Annotated in this window: 13 protein-coding genes; 10 read left to right on the top strand and 3 right to left on the bottom strand. The window is 64.7% G+C overall.

Translation table 11 applies throughout. The features are described from left to right. Positions 1 to 10 precede the first annotated feature (10 nt). A complete protein-coding gene (locus ABIC03_RS06395) occupies positions 11 to 1,261 on the bottom strand; it encodes a Zn-dependent hydrolase (RefSeq protein WP_354056442.1) in 1,251 nt (416 codons plus the stop codon). 79 nt (positions 1,262 to 1,340) lie between these two features. Beyond that, a complete protein-coding gene (locus ABIC03_RS06390; protein WP_275170535.1) occupies positions 1,341 to 2,258 on the bottom strand; it encodes a LysR family transcriptional regulator in 918 nt (305 codons plus the stop codon). A gap of 119 nt (positions 2,259 to 2,377) precedes the next feature. Between ABIC03_RS06390 and ABIC03_RS06385 the strand changes: the two genes are divergently transcribed. The 6 genes from ABIC03_RS06385 (at position 2,378) to ABIC03_RS06360 (ending at position 7,967) form a co-directional block, all read left to right on the top strand. Further along, the gene (locus tag ABIC03_RS06385) at positions 2,378 to 3,193 is read left to right on the top strand and encodes a putative hydro-lyase (protein ID WP_247359970.1); all 816 of its coding nucleotides are present in this window, start codon (positions 2,378 to 2,380) and stop codon (positions 3,191 to 3,193) included. Between the two features lie 89 nt (positions 3,194 to 3,282). Continuing rightward, positions 3,283 to 4,527, top strand: coding sequence for an ABC transporter substrate-binding protein (locus ABIC03_RS06380; RefSeq protein ID WP_354056439.1), 1,245 nt, complete (start codon positions 3,283 to 3,285; stop codon positions 4,525 to 4,527). Positions 4,528 to 4,689: 162 nt separating this feature from the next. Then, positions 4,690 to 5,568: a branched-chain amino acid ABC transporter permease gene (locus ABIC03_RS06375; RefSeq protein ID WP_026233279.1), complete on the top strand. Its 879-nt coding sequence runs from the start codon at positions 4,690 to 4,692 to the stop codon at positions 5,566 to 5,568. Next, a complete protein-coding gene (locus ABIC03_RS06370; RefSeq protein WP_354056436.1) occupies positions 5,568 to 6,551 on the top strand; it encodes a branched-chain amino acid ABC transporter permease in 984 nt (327 codons plus the stop codon). The genes ABIC03_RS06375 and ABIC03_RS06370 overlap by 1 nt, the downstream gene beginning before the upstream one ends. Further along, positions 6,548 to 7,279 (top strand): ABC transporter ATP-binding protein, encoded by a 732-nt coding sequence (locus ABIC03_RS06365; RefSeq protein WP_354056434.1) that lies wholly within the window; start codon positions 6,548 to 6,550, stop codon positions 7,277 to 7,279. The genes ABIC03_RS06370 and ABIC03_RS06365 overlap by 4 nt, the downstream gene beginning before the upstream one ends. Beyond that, the gene (locus ABIC03_RS06360; protein WP_275170538.1) at positions 7,263 to 7,967 is read left to right on the top strand and encodes an ABC transporter ATP-binding protein; all 705 of its coding nucleotides are present in this window, start codon (positions 7,263 to 7,265) and stop codon (positions 7,965 to 7,967) included. Before ABIC03_RS06365 ends, ABIC03_RS06360 begins: the two co-directional genes overlap by 17 nt. Positions 7,968 to 8,126: 159 nt before the next feature. On the opposite strand, the gene otnC is transcribed toward ABIC03_RS06360, so the two are convergent. Continuing rightward, positions 8,127 to 8,795 carry a 3-oxo-tetronate 4-phosphate decarboxylase gene (otnC, locus tag ABIC03_RS06355; RefSeq protein WP_354056431.1) on the bottom strand — a complete coding sequence of 223 codons (669 nt, stop codon included), beginning with the start codon at positions 8,793 to 8,795 and terminating at the stop codon, positions 8,127 to 8,129. 103 nt (positions 8,796 to 8,898) lie between these two features. Between otnC and ltnD the strand changes: the two genes are divergently transcribed. The 4 genes from ltnD to ABIC03_RS06335 all read left to right on the top strand — a co-directional run bounded on the left by ltnD (position 8,899) and on the right by ABIC03_RS06335 (position 13,758). Then, on the top strand, positions 8,899 to 9,816 hold the full coding sequence (gene ltnD, locus ABIC03_RS06350) for an L-threonate dehydrogenase (protein WP_275170540.1): 918 nt from the start codon (positions 8,899 to 8,901) through the stop codon (positions 9,814 to 9,816). Positions 9,817 to 9,830: 14 nt separating this feature from the next. Further along, positions 9,831 to 10,613 carry a 2-oxo-tetronate isomerase gene (gene otnI, locus ABIC03_RS06345; protein ID WP_354056429.1) on the top strand — a complete coding sequence of 261 codons (783 nt, stop codon included), beginning with the start codon at positions 9,831 to 9,833 and terminating at the stop codon, positions 10,611 to 10,613. Continuing rightward, a complete protein-coding gene (otnK, locus tag ABIC03_RS06340) occupies positions 10,610 to 11,899 on the top strand; it encodes a 3-oxo-tetronate kinase (RefSeq protein ID WP_354056427.1) in 1,290 nt (429 codons plus the stop codon). The genes otnI and otnK overlap by 4 nt, the downstream gene beginning before the upstream one ends. 167 nt (positions 11,900 to 12,066) lie before the next feature. Next, positions 12,067 to 13,758, top strand: coding sequence for a methyl-accepting chemotaxis protein (locus tag ABIC03_RS06335; protein WP_354056425.1), 1,692 nt, complete (start codon positions 12,067 to 12,069; stop codon positions 13,756 to 13,758). The last annotated feature ends 186 nt before the right edge of the window (positions 13,759 to 13,944 follow it).

Below are 13,944 nucleotides of genomic sequence, written 5' to 3'. Positions count from 1 at the left end.
CTCTCTCCGGTCAGGATGCGACGCCGGCGATCGCCAGCACAGTGTGCATGAGGACGTTGGTGCCCGCGGCGCAATCGGGCTGCGTGGCGTCCTCCAGCTCGTTATGGCTGATGCCGTCCTTGCAGGGCACGAACACCATTGCGGCGGGCATGATTGTGTTGAGATTGCAGGCGTCGTGGCCGGCGCCGGAGGTGATGCGGCGAGAGGAGTAGCCGAGCGTCTTCGCCGCGTTCTCGACGGCAGCAATCAGCTTGGGATCGAAATGCGTTGGCGGCTTGCGCCAGACCAGGTCGATCTTCACCTCGACCTTGCGGCGCGCGGCGATCTCGCCAATCGCGGTGCGCAAATCGCGATCGAGCGCATCCATGATCGCGCCATCCGCACTGCGGCAATCCATCGTGAAGGCGATCTCGCCGGGAATGACGTTGCGGGAGGGGTTTGCGATCACGGCCTCGCCGATGGTGCCGACGGCCTTCGGCCCGTGCCTCTTCGCAATGGCCTCCATCGCCAGCACGATCTCGGACAGCGTCGCCAACGCATCGCGCCGCAGCGGCATCGGGGTCGATCCGGCATGGCTCTCGAAGCCGGAAATCTTGCCGTCGTACCAGAGCACGCCCTGGCCGGAATCGACCACGCCGATGGTCTTGCCTTCGGCTTCCAGGATCGGACCCTGCTCGATGTGCAACTCGACGAAACAGCCGAGCTTCTGGAAGCCGACCGGCTTGTCGCCGCGATAGCCGATGCCATCGAGCGCCTGGCCGACGGTGACGCCTTCGACGTCCTTGCGCGACAGGATGTCGTCGGTGGTGAAGTCGCCGACATAAGCGGCGGAGGCCATCATCGCAGGAGCGAAGCGCGAGCCCTCTTCGTTGGTCCAGTTGACGACGCAGATCGGCGCCTCGGTCTCGATGCCAGCGTCGTTCAGCGTGCGGATCACTTCGAGCGCACCGAGCGTTCCCAGGATGCCGTCATACTTGCCGCCGGTGGGCTGCGTATCGAGATGCGAGCCGATACCGACGGGCAGCTTCGACATGTCGCGTCCTTTGCGCAGGCCGAACTGCGAGCCGAGCGCGTCGGTGTGCACCTCTAAGCCGGCGTCCTCGCAGGCCTTGCGGAACCAGTCGCGCACCAGCTTGTCCTCTGCGCTCAGCGTCAGCCGCCGCACGCCGCCCTTGGCCGTCGCGCCGAACTGCGCGGTCTCGTGGATGGAGCCCCAGAGGCGGGCGGAATCGATTTGCAAATTGGTGGCGGCTCGGCTCATGCGGTCAGTCCATCTTAGCTGTCATTCCGGGTTCGCTCTTCGAGCGCCCCGAATGACGAAAGAAAATCCGGCGCCTGTTTCAATGACGCGCCGGCGCGGGCGCGTCAACTGCGAGGCTGCTCTGCGCGATCTGACATGCAAGCTCGGCGACCCGTTCCACCGCCACGACATCCGGCGAGGCGAGCCAGCTCGCGGTGAATGTCAGCGGCGCGATTTTGAGATCGGTGTCGAGCAGTTGCAACCGCCCGTCTGCGAGCTCGCTCTCGACGATGGCGTCGGGGATCACGGCGATGCCGAGGCCCTCCACCGCCATGTGGATGACGGTCGCAAGCGAGGCGGAGGCGTGCAGCCGGATCGGCGGCAGCTCCGGCCGATCGAACACTTCGCGCACGACCTCGTAAGGCTTGGTCTTGCGCGGGAAGGTGATGATCGGAAAGCGCGCGAGATCCGCCGGCGTCACTGGACCCTTGCCGAGCCCGAGCGAAGGACTTGCCAGAAAGCCGATCGGATAATCGGCGAGCACGCGGTTGTGGACGCCGGAGGCCGACAGCGGCCCGACCACGAACGCCAGCTCGATCTCCTGCGCGAGCAGGCGCGCGGTCAGGTTCGGCGTGATGTCGACCTCGATCTCCAGCGACAGGTTCGGGTAGACCTCGTTCATGCTCTTCACCAGCCGCGGCAGCCAGGTGTGCACGATGGTTTCGGCGACGCCGAGCCGCATCACGCCGCGCATCGCCGAGCGATCGCCGATCTCAGCGATCATCGCGGCCCGCAGGCCGATCAGCTTCTCCGCGTAGACCATCATCTGCCGGCCGCTCGGCGTCGGCGAGGCCACGCGATGGTCGCGATTCAGGAGCTTCACACCCATCTCGCGCTCGAGCTGGGCGATGCGCTGGGAGATCGCCGGCTGGGTCGTGTTGAGGCGTGCTGCGGCGCCGCGAAAGCTGCCGAGCTTCACAACCCAAAGAAACGTCTCGATCGATCTGAAGTCCAGCATTGGAAGGATTTCCCGTCCGATAAATGAAATTTATCGATATTGATTAGAAAGGAAGATTAGACTTTATAGCACGCGTGGTGTTGGCTTGTCTTTGTCGAGTTTATAGGCAGGTCGATCCCATGACTGTTTTGGTGGCAGTGCAGCAAACTGAAACGCCCGACACGCTCCCGAGCCGCAAGGCGCGGCTCGCCTACCGCGAGGGGCTGGTCGCCTCCACCGCCGGCGTTGCCCCCGGCTTCGTCCAGGGCAATCTGGCGATCCTGCCGGCCGAATATGCCGGTGCCTTTCACCGCTTCTGCCAGCTCAATCCGAAGCCGTGCCCGATCATCGGCATGTCCGACGTCGGCAGTCCGCACATCCCGGCGCTGGGCGCCGATCTCGACATCCGCACCGACGTGCCGCGTTATCGCGTCTGGCGCGACGGCGAGGTGGTGGACGAGCCGACCGATGTGACAAAGCATTGGCGCGACGATCTCGTGACCTTCGTGCTCGGCTGCTCGTTCTCGTTCGAAGAGGCGCTGCTCGACGAGGGCATGCCGATCCGCCACATCGAGCACAATGTGCGCGTGCCGATGTATCGCACCAACATCGCCTGCGGCGAATCCGGTCCCTTCGCCGGTCCCATGGTGGTGTCGATGCGTCCGTTCAAACCGGCGGATGCGATCCGCGCGGTGCAGATCACCTCGCGCTATCCGGCTGTCCATGGCGCGCCCGTGCATCTCGGCCATCCGCATCTGATCGGCATCAAGGACATCGCCAAGCCCGATTATGGCGATCCGGTGCCGGTCGCCGACGACGAGATTCCGGTGTTCTGGGCGTGCGGCGTGACGCCGCAATCGGTCATCAACGCCGCAAAGCTGCCGTTCGCGATCACGCATTCGCCGGGCCTGATGCTGGTGACGGATCTCAAGAACAGGACCATGGCCGTGATTTAGTGGGCAGCATTTGCTGCTTCTTCGAGCTTTACCGCATCCATCAATCGCTTCATTCGATCAGCCGAAATTCAGTAACAGGGGACTTTGCCATGACGATCACTCGCCGCGACGTATTGTTAGGAGCCACCGCTACGGCCGCGCTGGTGCCGCTGGCAGCGCGCGCACAGACTTCGGAAGTCGTGATCGGCGTGATCTATCCGTTCTCCGGCGGCAGCGCGCAGCAGGGCGTCGACGCGCAGAAGGCGTATGAGACCGCGCTCGAAGTCATCAACAAGGCCACGGATTTCGACCTGCCGCTGGCCAAGGGCGAGGGCCTGCCGGGCCTCGGCGGCGCAAAAGTGCGCCTCGTGTTCGCCGACCATCAGGCCGATCCGCAGAAGGGCCGTGCCGAAGCCGAGCGCCTGATCACGCAGGAGAAGGTCTGCGCCATCATCGGCACCTATCAGAGCGCGGTCGCCGTCACGGTCAGCCAGATCTGCGAGCGTTATCAGATCCCGTTCGTCTCCGCCGACAACTCCTCGCCGAGCCTGCATCGCCGCGGCCTGAAATATTACTTCCGCGCCTCGCCGCACGACGAGATGTACTCGGCCGCGATGTTCGACTTCTTCGATGCCTTGAAGAAGAAGGGCACCAAGATCGAGACGCTGTCGCTGTTCCACGAGGACACCATCTTCGGCACCGATTCCGGCAACGCCCAGGCCAAGATCGCCGGCGAGCGCGGTTACAAGATCGTTTCCGACATCAAGTATCGCGCCAACTCGCCCTCGCTCTCGGCCGAGGTGCAGCAGCTCAAGAGCGCGAACGCCGACGTGCTGATGCCCTCGAGCTACACCACCGATGGCATCCTGCTGGTGAAGACCATGGGCGAGCTCGGTTACAAGCCGAACGCGATCGTGGCGCAGGACGCCGGCTTCTCCGAGAAGGCGCTCTACGACGCCGTCGGCGACAAGCTCGAAGGCGTGATCTCGCGCGGCACCTTCTCGCTCGATCTCGCGCAGAAGCGCCCGATGGTCGGCAAGATCAACGATATGTTCAAGACGCGGTCGGGCAAGGATTTCAACGATCTCACCTCGCGTCAGTTCATGGGCCTGATCATCCTCGCGGACGCCATCAGCCGCGCCAAGTCGACCGACGGCGAGAAGATCCGCGACGCGCTGGCCGCCACCGACATCCCGGGCGAGCAGACCATCATGCCCTGGAAACGCGTCAAGTTCGACGAGATGGGTCAAAACAACGACGCTGACCCGGTGCTCCTGCAATATGTCGGCGGCAAGTTCGTCACCATCTTCCCGCCGCAGGCCGCGATCGCCGAGGCGATCTGGCCGATGAAGTAAGCGGCGAAGCAGGCGAGCAATCGAGATCGTCGCAAGAGCCTCGTCATTACGAGGAGCGAAGCGACGAAGCAATCCAGACTGTCTCCGCGACGAGATTCTGGATTGCTTCGCGTCGCTCGCAATGACGGAGCAGACGATGATATTTCGAGCAGGGGACCACCGGTGACAGCCCAAACCATTATCCAAAGTCTCGCGAGCGGCCTCCTCATGGGCCTGCTCTACGGACTGATCGCCGTCGGCCTCGCGCTGATCTTCGGCCTGATGGACGTCGTGAACTTCGCCCATGGCGAGTTCCTGATGATCGCGATGTATGTGAGCTTCTTCCTGTTCACGTTCTTCGCCATCGACCCCTTGCTGTCGGCGCCGCTGGTGGCCGCCGCGCTGTTCGTATTCGGAGCGGTGGTCTATTTGTTGATCGTACGCTTCGCCATGCGGGCCAAGGCCAATGCCGGCATGGTGCAGATCTTCTCCACCTTCGGCCTCGCCATCGTGATGCGCGGCCTCGCCCAGTTCTTCTTCACGCCCGACTATCGCAGCGTTCCGCAGTCCTGGCTTGGCGGCAAGACGATCTCGATCGCCGGGGTCTTCCTGCCCGAGCCGCAGCTCATGGGTGCGCTGGTTTCGATCCTGGCGTTTGCCGGCCTCTACTTCTTCATCCATCGCACCGATTTCGGTCGCGCGCTGGAGGCCACCCGTGAAGATCCCGGCGCGGTGGCCCTCGTCGGCATCGACAAGAACCGCGTGTTCGCGCTCGGCTGGGGGCTTGGTGCCGCGCTGGTCGGCCTTGCCGGAGCGATCATGGCGAGCTTCTTCTATATCTATCCCGACGTCGGCGCATCCTTTGCGCTGATCGCCTACGTCACGGTCGCGCTCGGCGGCTTCGGCAGCGTGTTCGGCGCTTTCGCCGGCGGGATCATCGTCGGCCTCGTTGAGGCCACGACCGCGCTGGTGCTGCCGCCGTCGCTGAAATCGGTCGGCATTTACGCTGTCTACCTGCTGGTCGTCTTCATCCGGCCGCGCGGCCTGTTCGGATCGATGTGATGGACAAGGATTTTGCCGTGCGGCGCCGCCGCGACCTCATCATCGCCGCGGTGCTGACCGCCCTGGCGGCGCTCGCTCCCCTGTTCATCAAGGACGTCTACGTCCAGAACATCCTGATCCTGACCTTGATGTATGCGGCGCTGTCGCAGAGCTGGAATATTCTCTCCGGCTATTGCGGGCAGATCTCGCTGGGACATGCGCTCTATTTCGGCATCGGTGCCTACACCACCGAGCTCCTGTTCACCAAGTTCGGCGTACTGCCATGGTTCGGCATGCTCGCCGGCGGCGCAGTCGCGGCCGCGATCGCGATGGGGCTCGGCTATCCCTTCTTTCGCCTGCGCGGCCATTATTTCGTGATCGCGACCATTGTCATCGCCGAGATCGGCCTGCTGCTGTTCCAGAACTGGGAATGGGCGGGTGCCGCGATGGGAATCACCATTCCGGTGCGCGGCGACAGCTGGCTGAAATTCCAGTTCATGCGCAGCAAGCTGCCATACTTCTATTTCGCATTGGTGCTGTGTAGCCTCGCCTGGTTCGTCACCTGGTGGCTGGAGGACTCCAAATGGGGCTTCTGGTGGCGCGCGGTGAAGGACAATCCGGAAGCGGCCGAGAGCCTCGGCGTCGTCGTGTTCAACTCCAAGATGGGCGCGGCTGCCGTCTCCGCTTTTCTCGTTGCCATCGGAGGCGCCTTCTATGCGCAGTTTCTCGCCTATATCGATCCTGAAAGCGTGATGGGCTTCCAGTTCTCGCTGCTGATGGCGTTGCCGGCCGTGCTCGGCGGCATCGGCACCCTCTGGGGGCCCGTGTTGGGGGCGGCGATCCTGATCCCGATGACGGAGCTGACGCGCTCCTATATCGGCGGCTCCGGCCGCGGCGTCGACCTCATCGTCTACGGCACGCTGATCGTGCTGATTTCGCTCGCCCTGCCGCAGGGTCTGGTGAGCCTGTTCTCTCGTGCGAAGCGGAAGGGAGCCACGCGATGACCCCGCTGCTTGAAACCCGCGGCGTCTGGCAGCGGTTCGGCGGCCTCGTCGCCAACAGCGACGTCTCGATCTCGGTCGGCCGCGGCGAGATCATCGGCCTGATCGGCCCGAACGGCGCCGGCAAGTCGACGCTGTTCAATCTCATCGCCGGCGTGCTGCCGCCGACGCAAGGCTCGATCTGGTTCGACGGCGAGGATGTCACCAGCATGCCGGCCGCCGAGCGCTGCCAGCGCGGCGTCGGTCGCACCTTCCAGGTCGTCAAGAGCTTCGAGACCATGACCGTTATCGACAACGTCATCGTCGGCGCTCTCGTGCGCAACACCGTGATGCGCGAGGCCCGCCGCAAGGCGCATGAGGTGCTGGAGTTCACCGGCCTTGCCGCGCGCGCCAACGTGCTCGCGAGCGACCTCGTGCCGGCCGAAAAACGCCGCCTCGAAGTCGCGCGCGCGCTTGCGACCGAACCAAAGCTTCTGCTCCTCGACGAAGTCCTCACTGGTCTTACGCCGACGGAGGCGCAGACCGGTGTGGCGCTGGTGCGCAAGGTGCGTGACGCCGGCATCACCGTGCTGATGGTCGAGCACGTCATGGAGATCGTGATGCCGCTGGTCGATCGCGCCATCGTGCTCGACCTCGGCAAGGTGCTGGTCGAGGGCAAGCCCACTGAAATCGTCCGCGATCCCAAGGTGATCAGCGCATATCTGGGAGATCGTCATGCTGTCGGTGCGTGAAGTCACGACCGCCTATCAGGGCCTGGTCGCGATCTCCGCGGTCAGCATCGAGGTCGCCAAGGGCGAGATCGTCTGCGTCGCCGGCGCCAACGGCGCGGGCAAGTCGACGCTGCTAAAATCCATCGCCGGCGCCGAGCGACCGCGTTCGGGCACGGTGACGTTCGACGGCAAGCGCCTCGACGGCATGGCGCAGCATCATATCACCGCCACGGGCATCGCCTATGTGCCGGAGAACCGCCGCCTGTTTCCGCGCCTCTCCGTGCGCGACAACCTGCGCCTCGGCAGCTACCTCTACCGCGGCGAGGTCGACCGCGAGAGTCCGCTCGATCTCGTGTTCCAGCTGTTCCCGCGTCTCTCCGAGCGCCTGGAGCAGCGCGCCGAGACGCTCTCCGGCGGCGAGCAGCAGATGCTCGCGATCGGCCGTGCGCTGATGACGCGCCCGCGGTTGTTGATGCTGGACGAGCCCTCGCAGGGCATCATGCCGAAGCTGGTCGACGAGATCTTCCAGGCCGTCAAGCGCATCCGCGATGCCGGCATGACCGTCTTGATCGTCGAGCAGCGCATGGCGGAGTGCCTGGAAATCGCCGACCGCGCCTACATCCTGCAAACCGGCCGCGTGCTGATGCAGGGCGCAGCAAGCGAGATCAAGGGCAATCCGGACGTGCGCAAGGCGTATCTGGGGCTGTAACTAGACTGCCGCAGCAATCTCTACCGTCATCCTGAGGTGCGCGCCCTTCGCGCGCCTCGAAGGATGAGCCGCAAGCGCCTGTAGCCCATCCTTCGAGGCTCCCGGCACGATGCTTCGCATCGCGCCACTCGCACCTCAGGATGACGGCGGTACGTGTGGTTAGTGCCCATGCTCCGGCAGCGATACCCCGAACACCTTCACCAGATCCGTCACCTGCTCCGGCGACAAATACCGTGGGTTCATCCCGCGCAGCAGCAGGTACAGCTTCGCCGCCTCCTCCAGTTCCTCGGTCGCGAACACCGCTGCTTCCAGCGTGTCGCCCGCGACGACCGGGCCGTGATTGGCGAGCAGCACGGATGAGTATTTTCCCGCCAGCCCCCTGATCGCATCGGCGACCGCGGGATCGCCCGGGCGGTAATAAGGCACGAGCGCGGTGGCACCGCATTTCATCAGATAATAGGCCGTCATCGGCGGCAGCGCGGCGCGCGGGTCGATCTCCGGGAGCATCGACAGCGCGACCGAATGGGTGGAATGCAGATGCACGATCGCCCTTGCGCTTCCGCGCGTGGCGTAGAGCGCATTGTGCAGCGGAACTTCCTTGGTGGGCGCATCGCCCGAAACCGGTCGGCCCTGATCGTCCAGCCGCGACAGTTTTGCGGGATCGAGGAAGCCGAGCGAGGCATTGGTCGGCGTCACCAGCCAGCCGCCGCCGTCCAGCCTGACGCTGATATTGCCGGAGGAGCCGGGCGTCAGCCCGCGCTCGAACAGGGAACGTCCGAAGCGGCAGATATCCTCACGCAGCAATGTCTCGTTGCTCATGGCCGTCATGTCCGTTTGTCTCACGCTTTGGCAGCGCGGCCAAGCCGTGTTATTCGGTTGCCAAGCTGCCGCAAAGGGCGGCCGTCCGGGAAACGTCGCAAGGATCAGTTGTATGTCCGCCTCCACGTCACAGAATCAGCGCGTCGCCGTCATCGGGCTCGGCTCGATGGGGTTTGGCATGGCGACCTCGCTGAAGCGCGCCGGTCATGTCGTCACCGGCTGCGACGTCTCGGCTGATGCGGTCGCGCGCTTCGTGACGGAGGGCGGCGCGGGCGCCAAGACGCCGGCTGAAGCTGCCAAGGGCGCCGACATCGTCGTCAGCGTCGTCGTCAATGCCGCGCAGACCGAGACGATCCTGTTCGGCAAGGATGGCGTCGCCGAAACCATGGCCAAGGACAGCGTCTTCCTGTCGTCGGCGACCATGGATCCCGACGTGGCGCGGCGTCTCGCCAAGCAGTTGGAGGCGACCGGCCGGCACTATCTGGATGCGCCGATCTCCGGCGGGGCGCAGCGCGCAGCGCAAGGCGAGCTGACGATCCTCGCCTCCGGCAGTCCGGCTGCGTTTGAGAAAGCGCGGCCCGCGCTCGATGCCATGGCCGCAAAGCTCTACGAGCTCGGCGATGCCGCAGGCCAGGGCGCCGCCTTCAAGATGATCAATCAGTTGCTCGCCGGCGTGCATATCGCCGCGGCCAGCGAGGCGATCGCGTTTGCGGCCAAGCAGGGTCTCGACATCCGCAAGGTCTATGAGGTGATCACGGCGTCCGCCGGAAACTCCTGGATGTTCGAGAACCGCATGCCGCACGTGCTCGACGGCGATTACACGCCGCGCAGTGCGGTCGAGATCTTCGTCAAGGACCTCGGTATCATCCAGGACATGGCGCGCAGTGCCAGATTCCCGGTCCCGGTCTCCGCCGCAGCGCTCCAGATGTTCTTGATGACGTCAGCCGCCGGTATGGGCCGCGACGACGACGCCTCGGTGGCGCGAATGTATGCGCAGGTCACCGGCGTCAAGCTTCCCGGCGACAAGTAGACAAGAGGATTCCCATGCCCCGTTTTGCCGCCAATCTCTCGATGATGTTCACCGAGGTGCCGTTCCTCCACCGCTTCGACGCCGCAGCGGCGGCCGGCTTCACCGCCGTCGAGTTTCTCTTTCCCTATGAGCATCCGGCCGAGGCGGTCGGCGAGCGGCTCAAGCGCAACGCCTTGACCCAGGCGCTGTTCAATCTGCCGCCGGGCGACTGGAATGCCGGCGAGAAAGGCTTTGCGGCACTCCCGTCGCGATTCCCCGAGCTGAAGGCGAGCCTGGAGACCGCGCTGCCCTACGCCAAAGCGACCGGCGTCAAGCGGCTGCATTTGATGGCGGGCATCGCCAACCGCGGCGAGCGCGTCGCCATCGAGGCGTTCTACAAATCGGTGGCGTGGGCCGCCGAGTTCTTTGCGCCGCACGGCATCGACATCGTGCTCGAGCCGATCAATGCGCGCAACGTGCCCGGCTATTTCCTCAACGATTTCGGATTCGCGCGCGACCTGATCCAGGAGCTGCGGCTTCCGAACCTCAAGCTCCAGTTCGACATCTATCACTGCCAGATCATCCATGGCGACGTCACGATGCGGCTGCGCGAGATGATGCCGCTCATCGGCCACATCCAGATCGCCAGCATCCCCTCGCGCAACGAGCCTGACGGCGAGGAGCTGAACTATCCGTTCCTGTTCGACGAACTCGACCGGCTCGGCTATGCCGGCTTCGTCGGCTGCGAATATAATCCGCGCGGCAAGACCACCGACGGCCTTGCCTGGTTCAGGCCTTATGCGGGAGCGAAGCCGTGACATTTGCAGCGAAAATATCTCTTGGCTGCATTGCCGACGACTACACCGGCGCCTCCGACCTCGCCAACACGCTGACGCGCGCGGGCCTGCGCACCGTGCAGACCATCGGCGTGCCCGCGGACGATCTTGCGCTGCCCGAGGTCGACGCCGTCGTGGTGTCGCTGAAGAGCCGTTCGATCGAGGCCGGCCTCGCCGTGTCGCGCTCGCGCGCGGCCGAGACATGGCTGCGCGTCCGCGGTGCGAGCCACGTACTCTTCAAGATCTGCTCGACCTTCGATTCCACCGATGCCGGCAACATCGGCCCGGTGATGGACGCGCTGCGCGCCGATTGCGGCGAGGCGACCGTGCTGGTGACGCCGGCCTTTCCGGAGACCGGCCGCACCGTCTACCAGGGCAATCTGTTCGTCGGCGCCGTGCCGCTGAACGAGAGCCCGCTAAAGGACCATCCGCTCAACCCGATGCACGATTCCAACTTGGTGCGCGTGCTGGCGCGCCAGAGCAGGACGCAAATCGCCCTCGTCGACCTCGCCACGGTCACGCGCGGCGCGGATGCCGTGCGGGCGCGGCTGGCCGAATTGGCGGGCAAGGGTGTCGGCGCGGCGATCATCGACGCCGTGTTCGATCGGGACCTTGAGACCATCGGCCTCGTCGCTGTCCAGCATCGGCTGTCGGTCGGCGCTTCCGGCATGGGTCTTGGGCTGGCGCGGGCGCTGGTGTCGACAGGCAAGGTCACATCGACCGCGGCGAGCAGCGAGGCGGGGGCAGCGGTCGGAGGACCGGCGGCGTGCCTTGCCGGAAGCTGCTCGCAGGCGACGCTTCAGCAGATTGCCAATGCGGAGCGTGTCATGCCGGTGCTGCATCTCGATCCGGACCGTATAACTACGGGCGAGGACGAGGCGCAGCGCGCGCTGGCCTGGGCGAAGCCGCGACTGGCGGACGGTCCGGTTCTGATCGCATCGAGCTCGACGCCCGATCAGGTCGCCGCGCTCCAGGCGCGCCATGGTCGCGACGCGGCCGGCCATGCCATCGAGCAGGCGATGGCCGACATCGCCGAGGGTCTGGTGCAAGCCGGCGTCAAGCGCCTGGTCGTTGCCGGCGGAGAGACATCCGGCGCCGTGGTCGATCGGTTGAGGATTCCCGGCTTTCTCGTGGGAGCGGAGATCGCGGCGGGCGTTCCGGTGCTGCGCGCGGTCGGTGCTGAAAAAAGCGACATGTTGCTCGCCTTGAAGTCCGGAAACTTCGGCGGCGCGGAGTTTTTCTCCGACGCGCTTGGGCTCATGCGCTAGGCGCAGGGCATTTTTAGCGCCCTGTTCATTTGTTTCGGGCTTCGTACTCGTACGGAGTCGTCGTTAACATCTGCTCAGGTGCTCTCGTGTTGGATGTCGGTGCTGCTCCCTTAGGTTGATTCGTAAAATTTCCGGACGCGCCGCCGCGCCAGCACAAGAGACTCCATATGCTCGCCACCATTTCCATTCGCGCCAAGATCATCAGTGTCGTGGCGTTCCTGCTGGTCGCGATGGCCGGCATGGGTCTGCTCGCCGTCATGAAGATGCGGTCGATGAATGCCAACACCGTCGACATCACCACGAGCTGGATGCCCAGCGTGCGCGTGCTCGGCGACCTGCGTGCCGGCGTGATCACTTACCGCAACGTCATCCGAGAACATATGCTATCGGAAACGCTGGACGAGAAGCTCGCGATGGAAAAGACGCTCGCGACCGTGATCGAGGCCAACATGAAGTTTCGCAAAACTTATGAAGGCATGATCACCTCGCCTGAAGAGCGGGCGCTCTACGGAGAATGGTCGAAGCTCTGGGAGGAGTACAAGAAGGGCACCCAGGAGGTCATGGCGCTGTCGCGCAAGGACGCCGGCAAGGTCCCGCACGAAGCGCATGAGCTGAACACGAAGACGGTCAACAAGATCGGGCTTCAGGCCGACGAGGTCCTGAGGAAGGACATCGAGCTGAACACCAAGGGTGGAGACCAGGCTGCTCAGGACGCTGCAGATAGCTACAATTATGCCTTCATGCTGGTCTCGATCATTCTCGGCGCGGCCGTCATCATCGGGATTGGCGTTGGCTTCTACCTCGTCCAGGACGTCTCGAACGGCATCAACTCGATTACCGAGCCGATGCAGGCGCTGGGCAAGGGCGACCTTTCCGCCGAAGTCCCTCATCGCGGCGAGAAGACCGAAATCGGCGCCATGGCCGACGTGCTCCAGATCTTCAAGGAAGCGCTGATCGCCAAGAAGGCCGCCGACGAGGCTGCCGCCGCCGACGCGGAAGTCAAGATCGAGCGCGGTCGTCGCGTCGACAACATCACCCGCGAATTCGAAACCATGATCGGCGAGATCGTCCAGACCGTGTCGTCGGCCTCGACCCAGTTAGAGGCTTCCGCCTCGACGCTGACCTCGACTGCCGACCGCTCGCAGCGGCTGGCGACCACGGTTGCCGGAGCGTCGGAGGAAGCCTCGACCAACGTGCAGTCGGTGGCCTCGGCGACCGAGGAGATGGCTTCATCGGTGAGCGAGATCAGCCGCCAGGTGCAGGAATCGGCGCGGATGGCGGGCGATGCCGTCGGCCAGGCGCGCTCCACCACCGAACGCGTCAGCGAGCTCTCGAAGGCGGCCTCGCGCATCGGCGACGTCGTCGAGCTCATCAACACCATCGCCGGCCAGACCAACCTGTTGGCGCTGAACGCGACCATCGAAGCCGCACGTGCTGGCGAAGCCGGCCGCGGCTTTGCGGTGGTGGCCTCCGAGGTGAAGGCGCTCGCCGAGCAGACCGCGAAGGCTACCGGTGAGATCGGCCAGCAGATCTCCGGCATCCAGGCGGCGACCAACGATTCGGTCGGCGCCATCAAGGAGATATCGTCGACCATCGAGCGTCTGTCGGAGATCTCGTCGGCGATCGCGGCGGCAGTGGAAGAGCAGGGCGCGGCGACCCAGGAGATCGCCCGCAACGTCCAGCAGGCGGCGCAGGGCACCCAGCAGGTCTCATCCAACATCACCGACGTGCAGCGCGGCGCAACCGAGACCGGCACGGCTTCCTCGCAGGTTCTGTCGGCGGCACAGATGCTGTCCAACGACTCCGGCCGGCTCAAGACCGAGGTCAGCAAGTTCCTGACCAACGTCCGCGCGGCTTAGGCCGGCGGGCACGAAATCCCTGAAAGCGGCGTCCTCGGGCGCCGCTTTTTTTACGCGGGGGACAGCGGCTTCTGTCATGTTTCGGGCATGAGCTGCATATCTGGAATGCGATTTCGCAGTGCGATAGCAGGGAAGTTACCGCACGTGACGCGGCGTCGTTGGCCATTTGGGCGGTCTTCAGGTAAA

The organism is Bradyrhizobium sp. RT6a, from assembly GCF_040547675.1.
Classification (GTDB): Bacteria; Pseudomonadota; Alphaproteobacteria; order Rhizobiales; family Xanthobacteraceae; genus Bradyrhizobium.
This window is presented reverse-complemented; position numbering and strand designations above follow the sequence as displayed.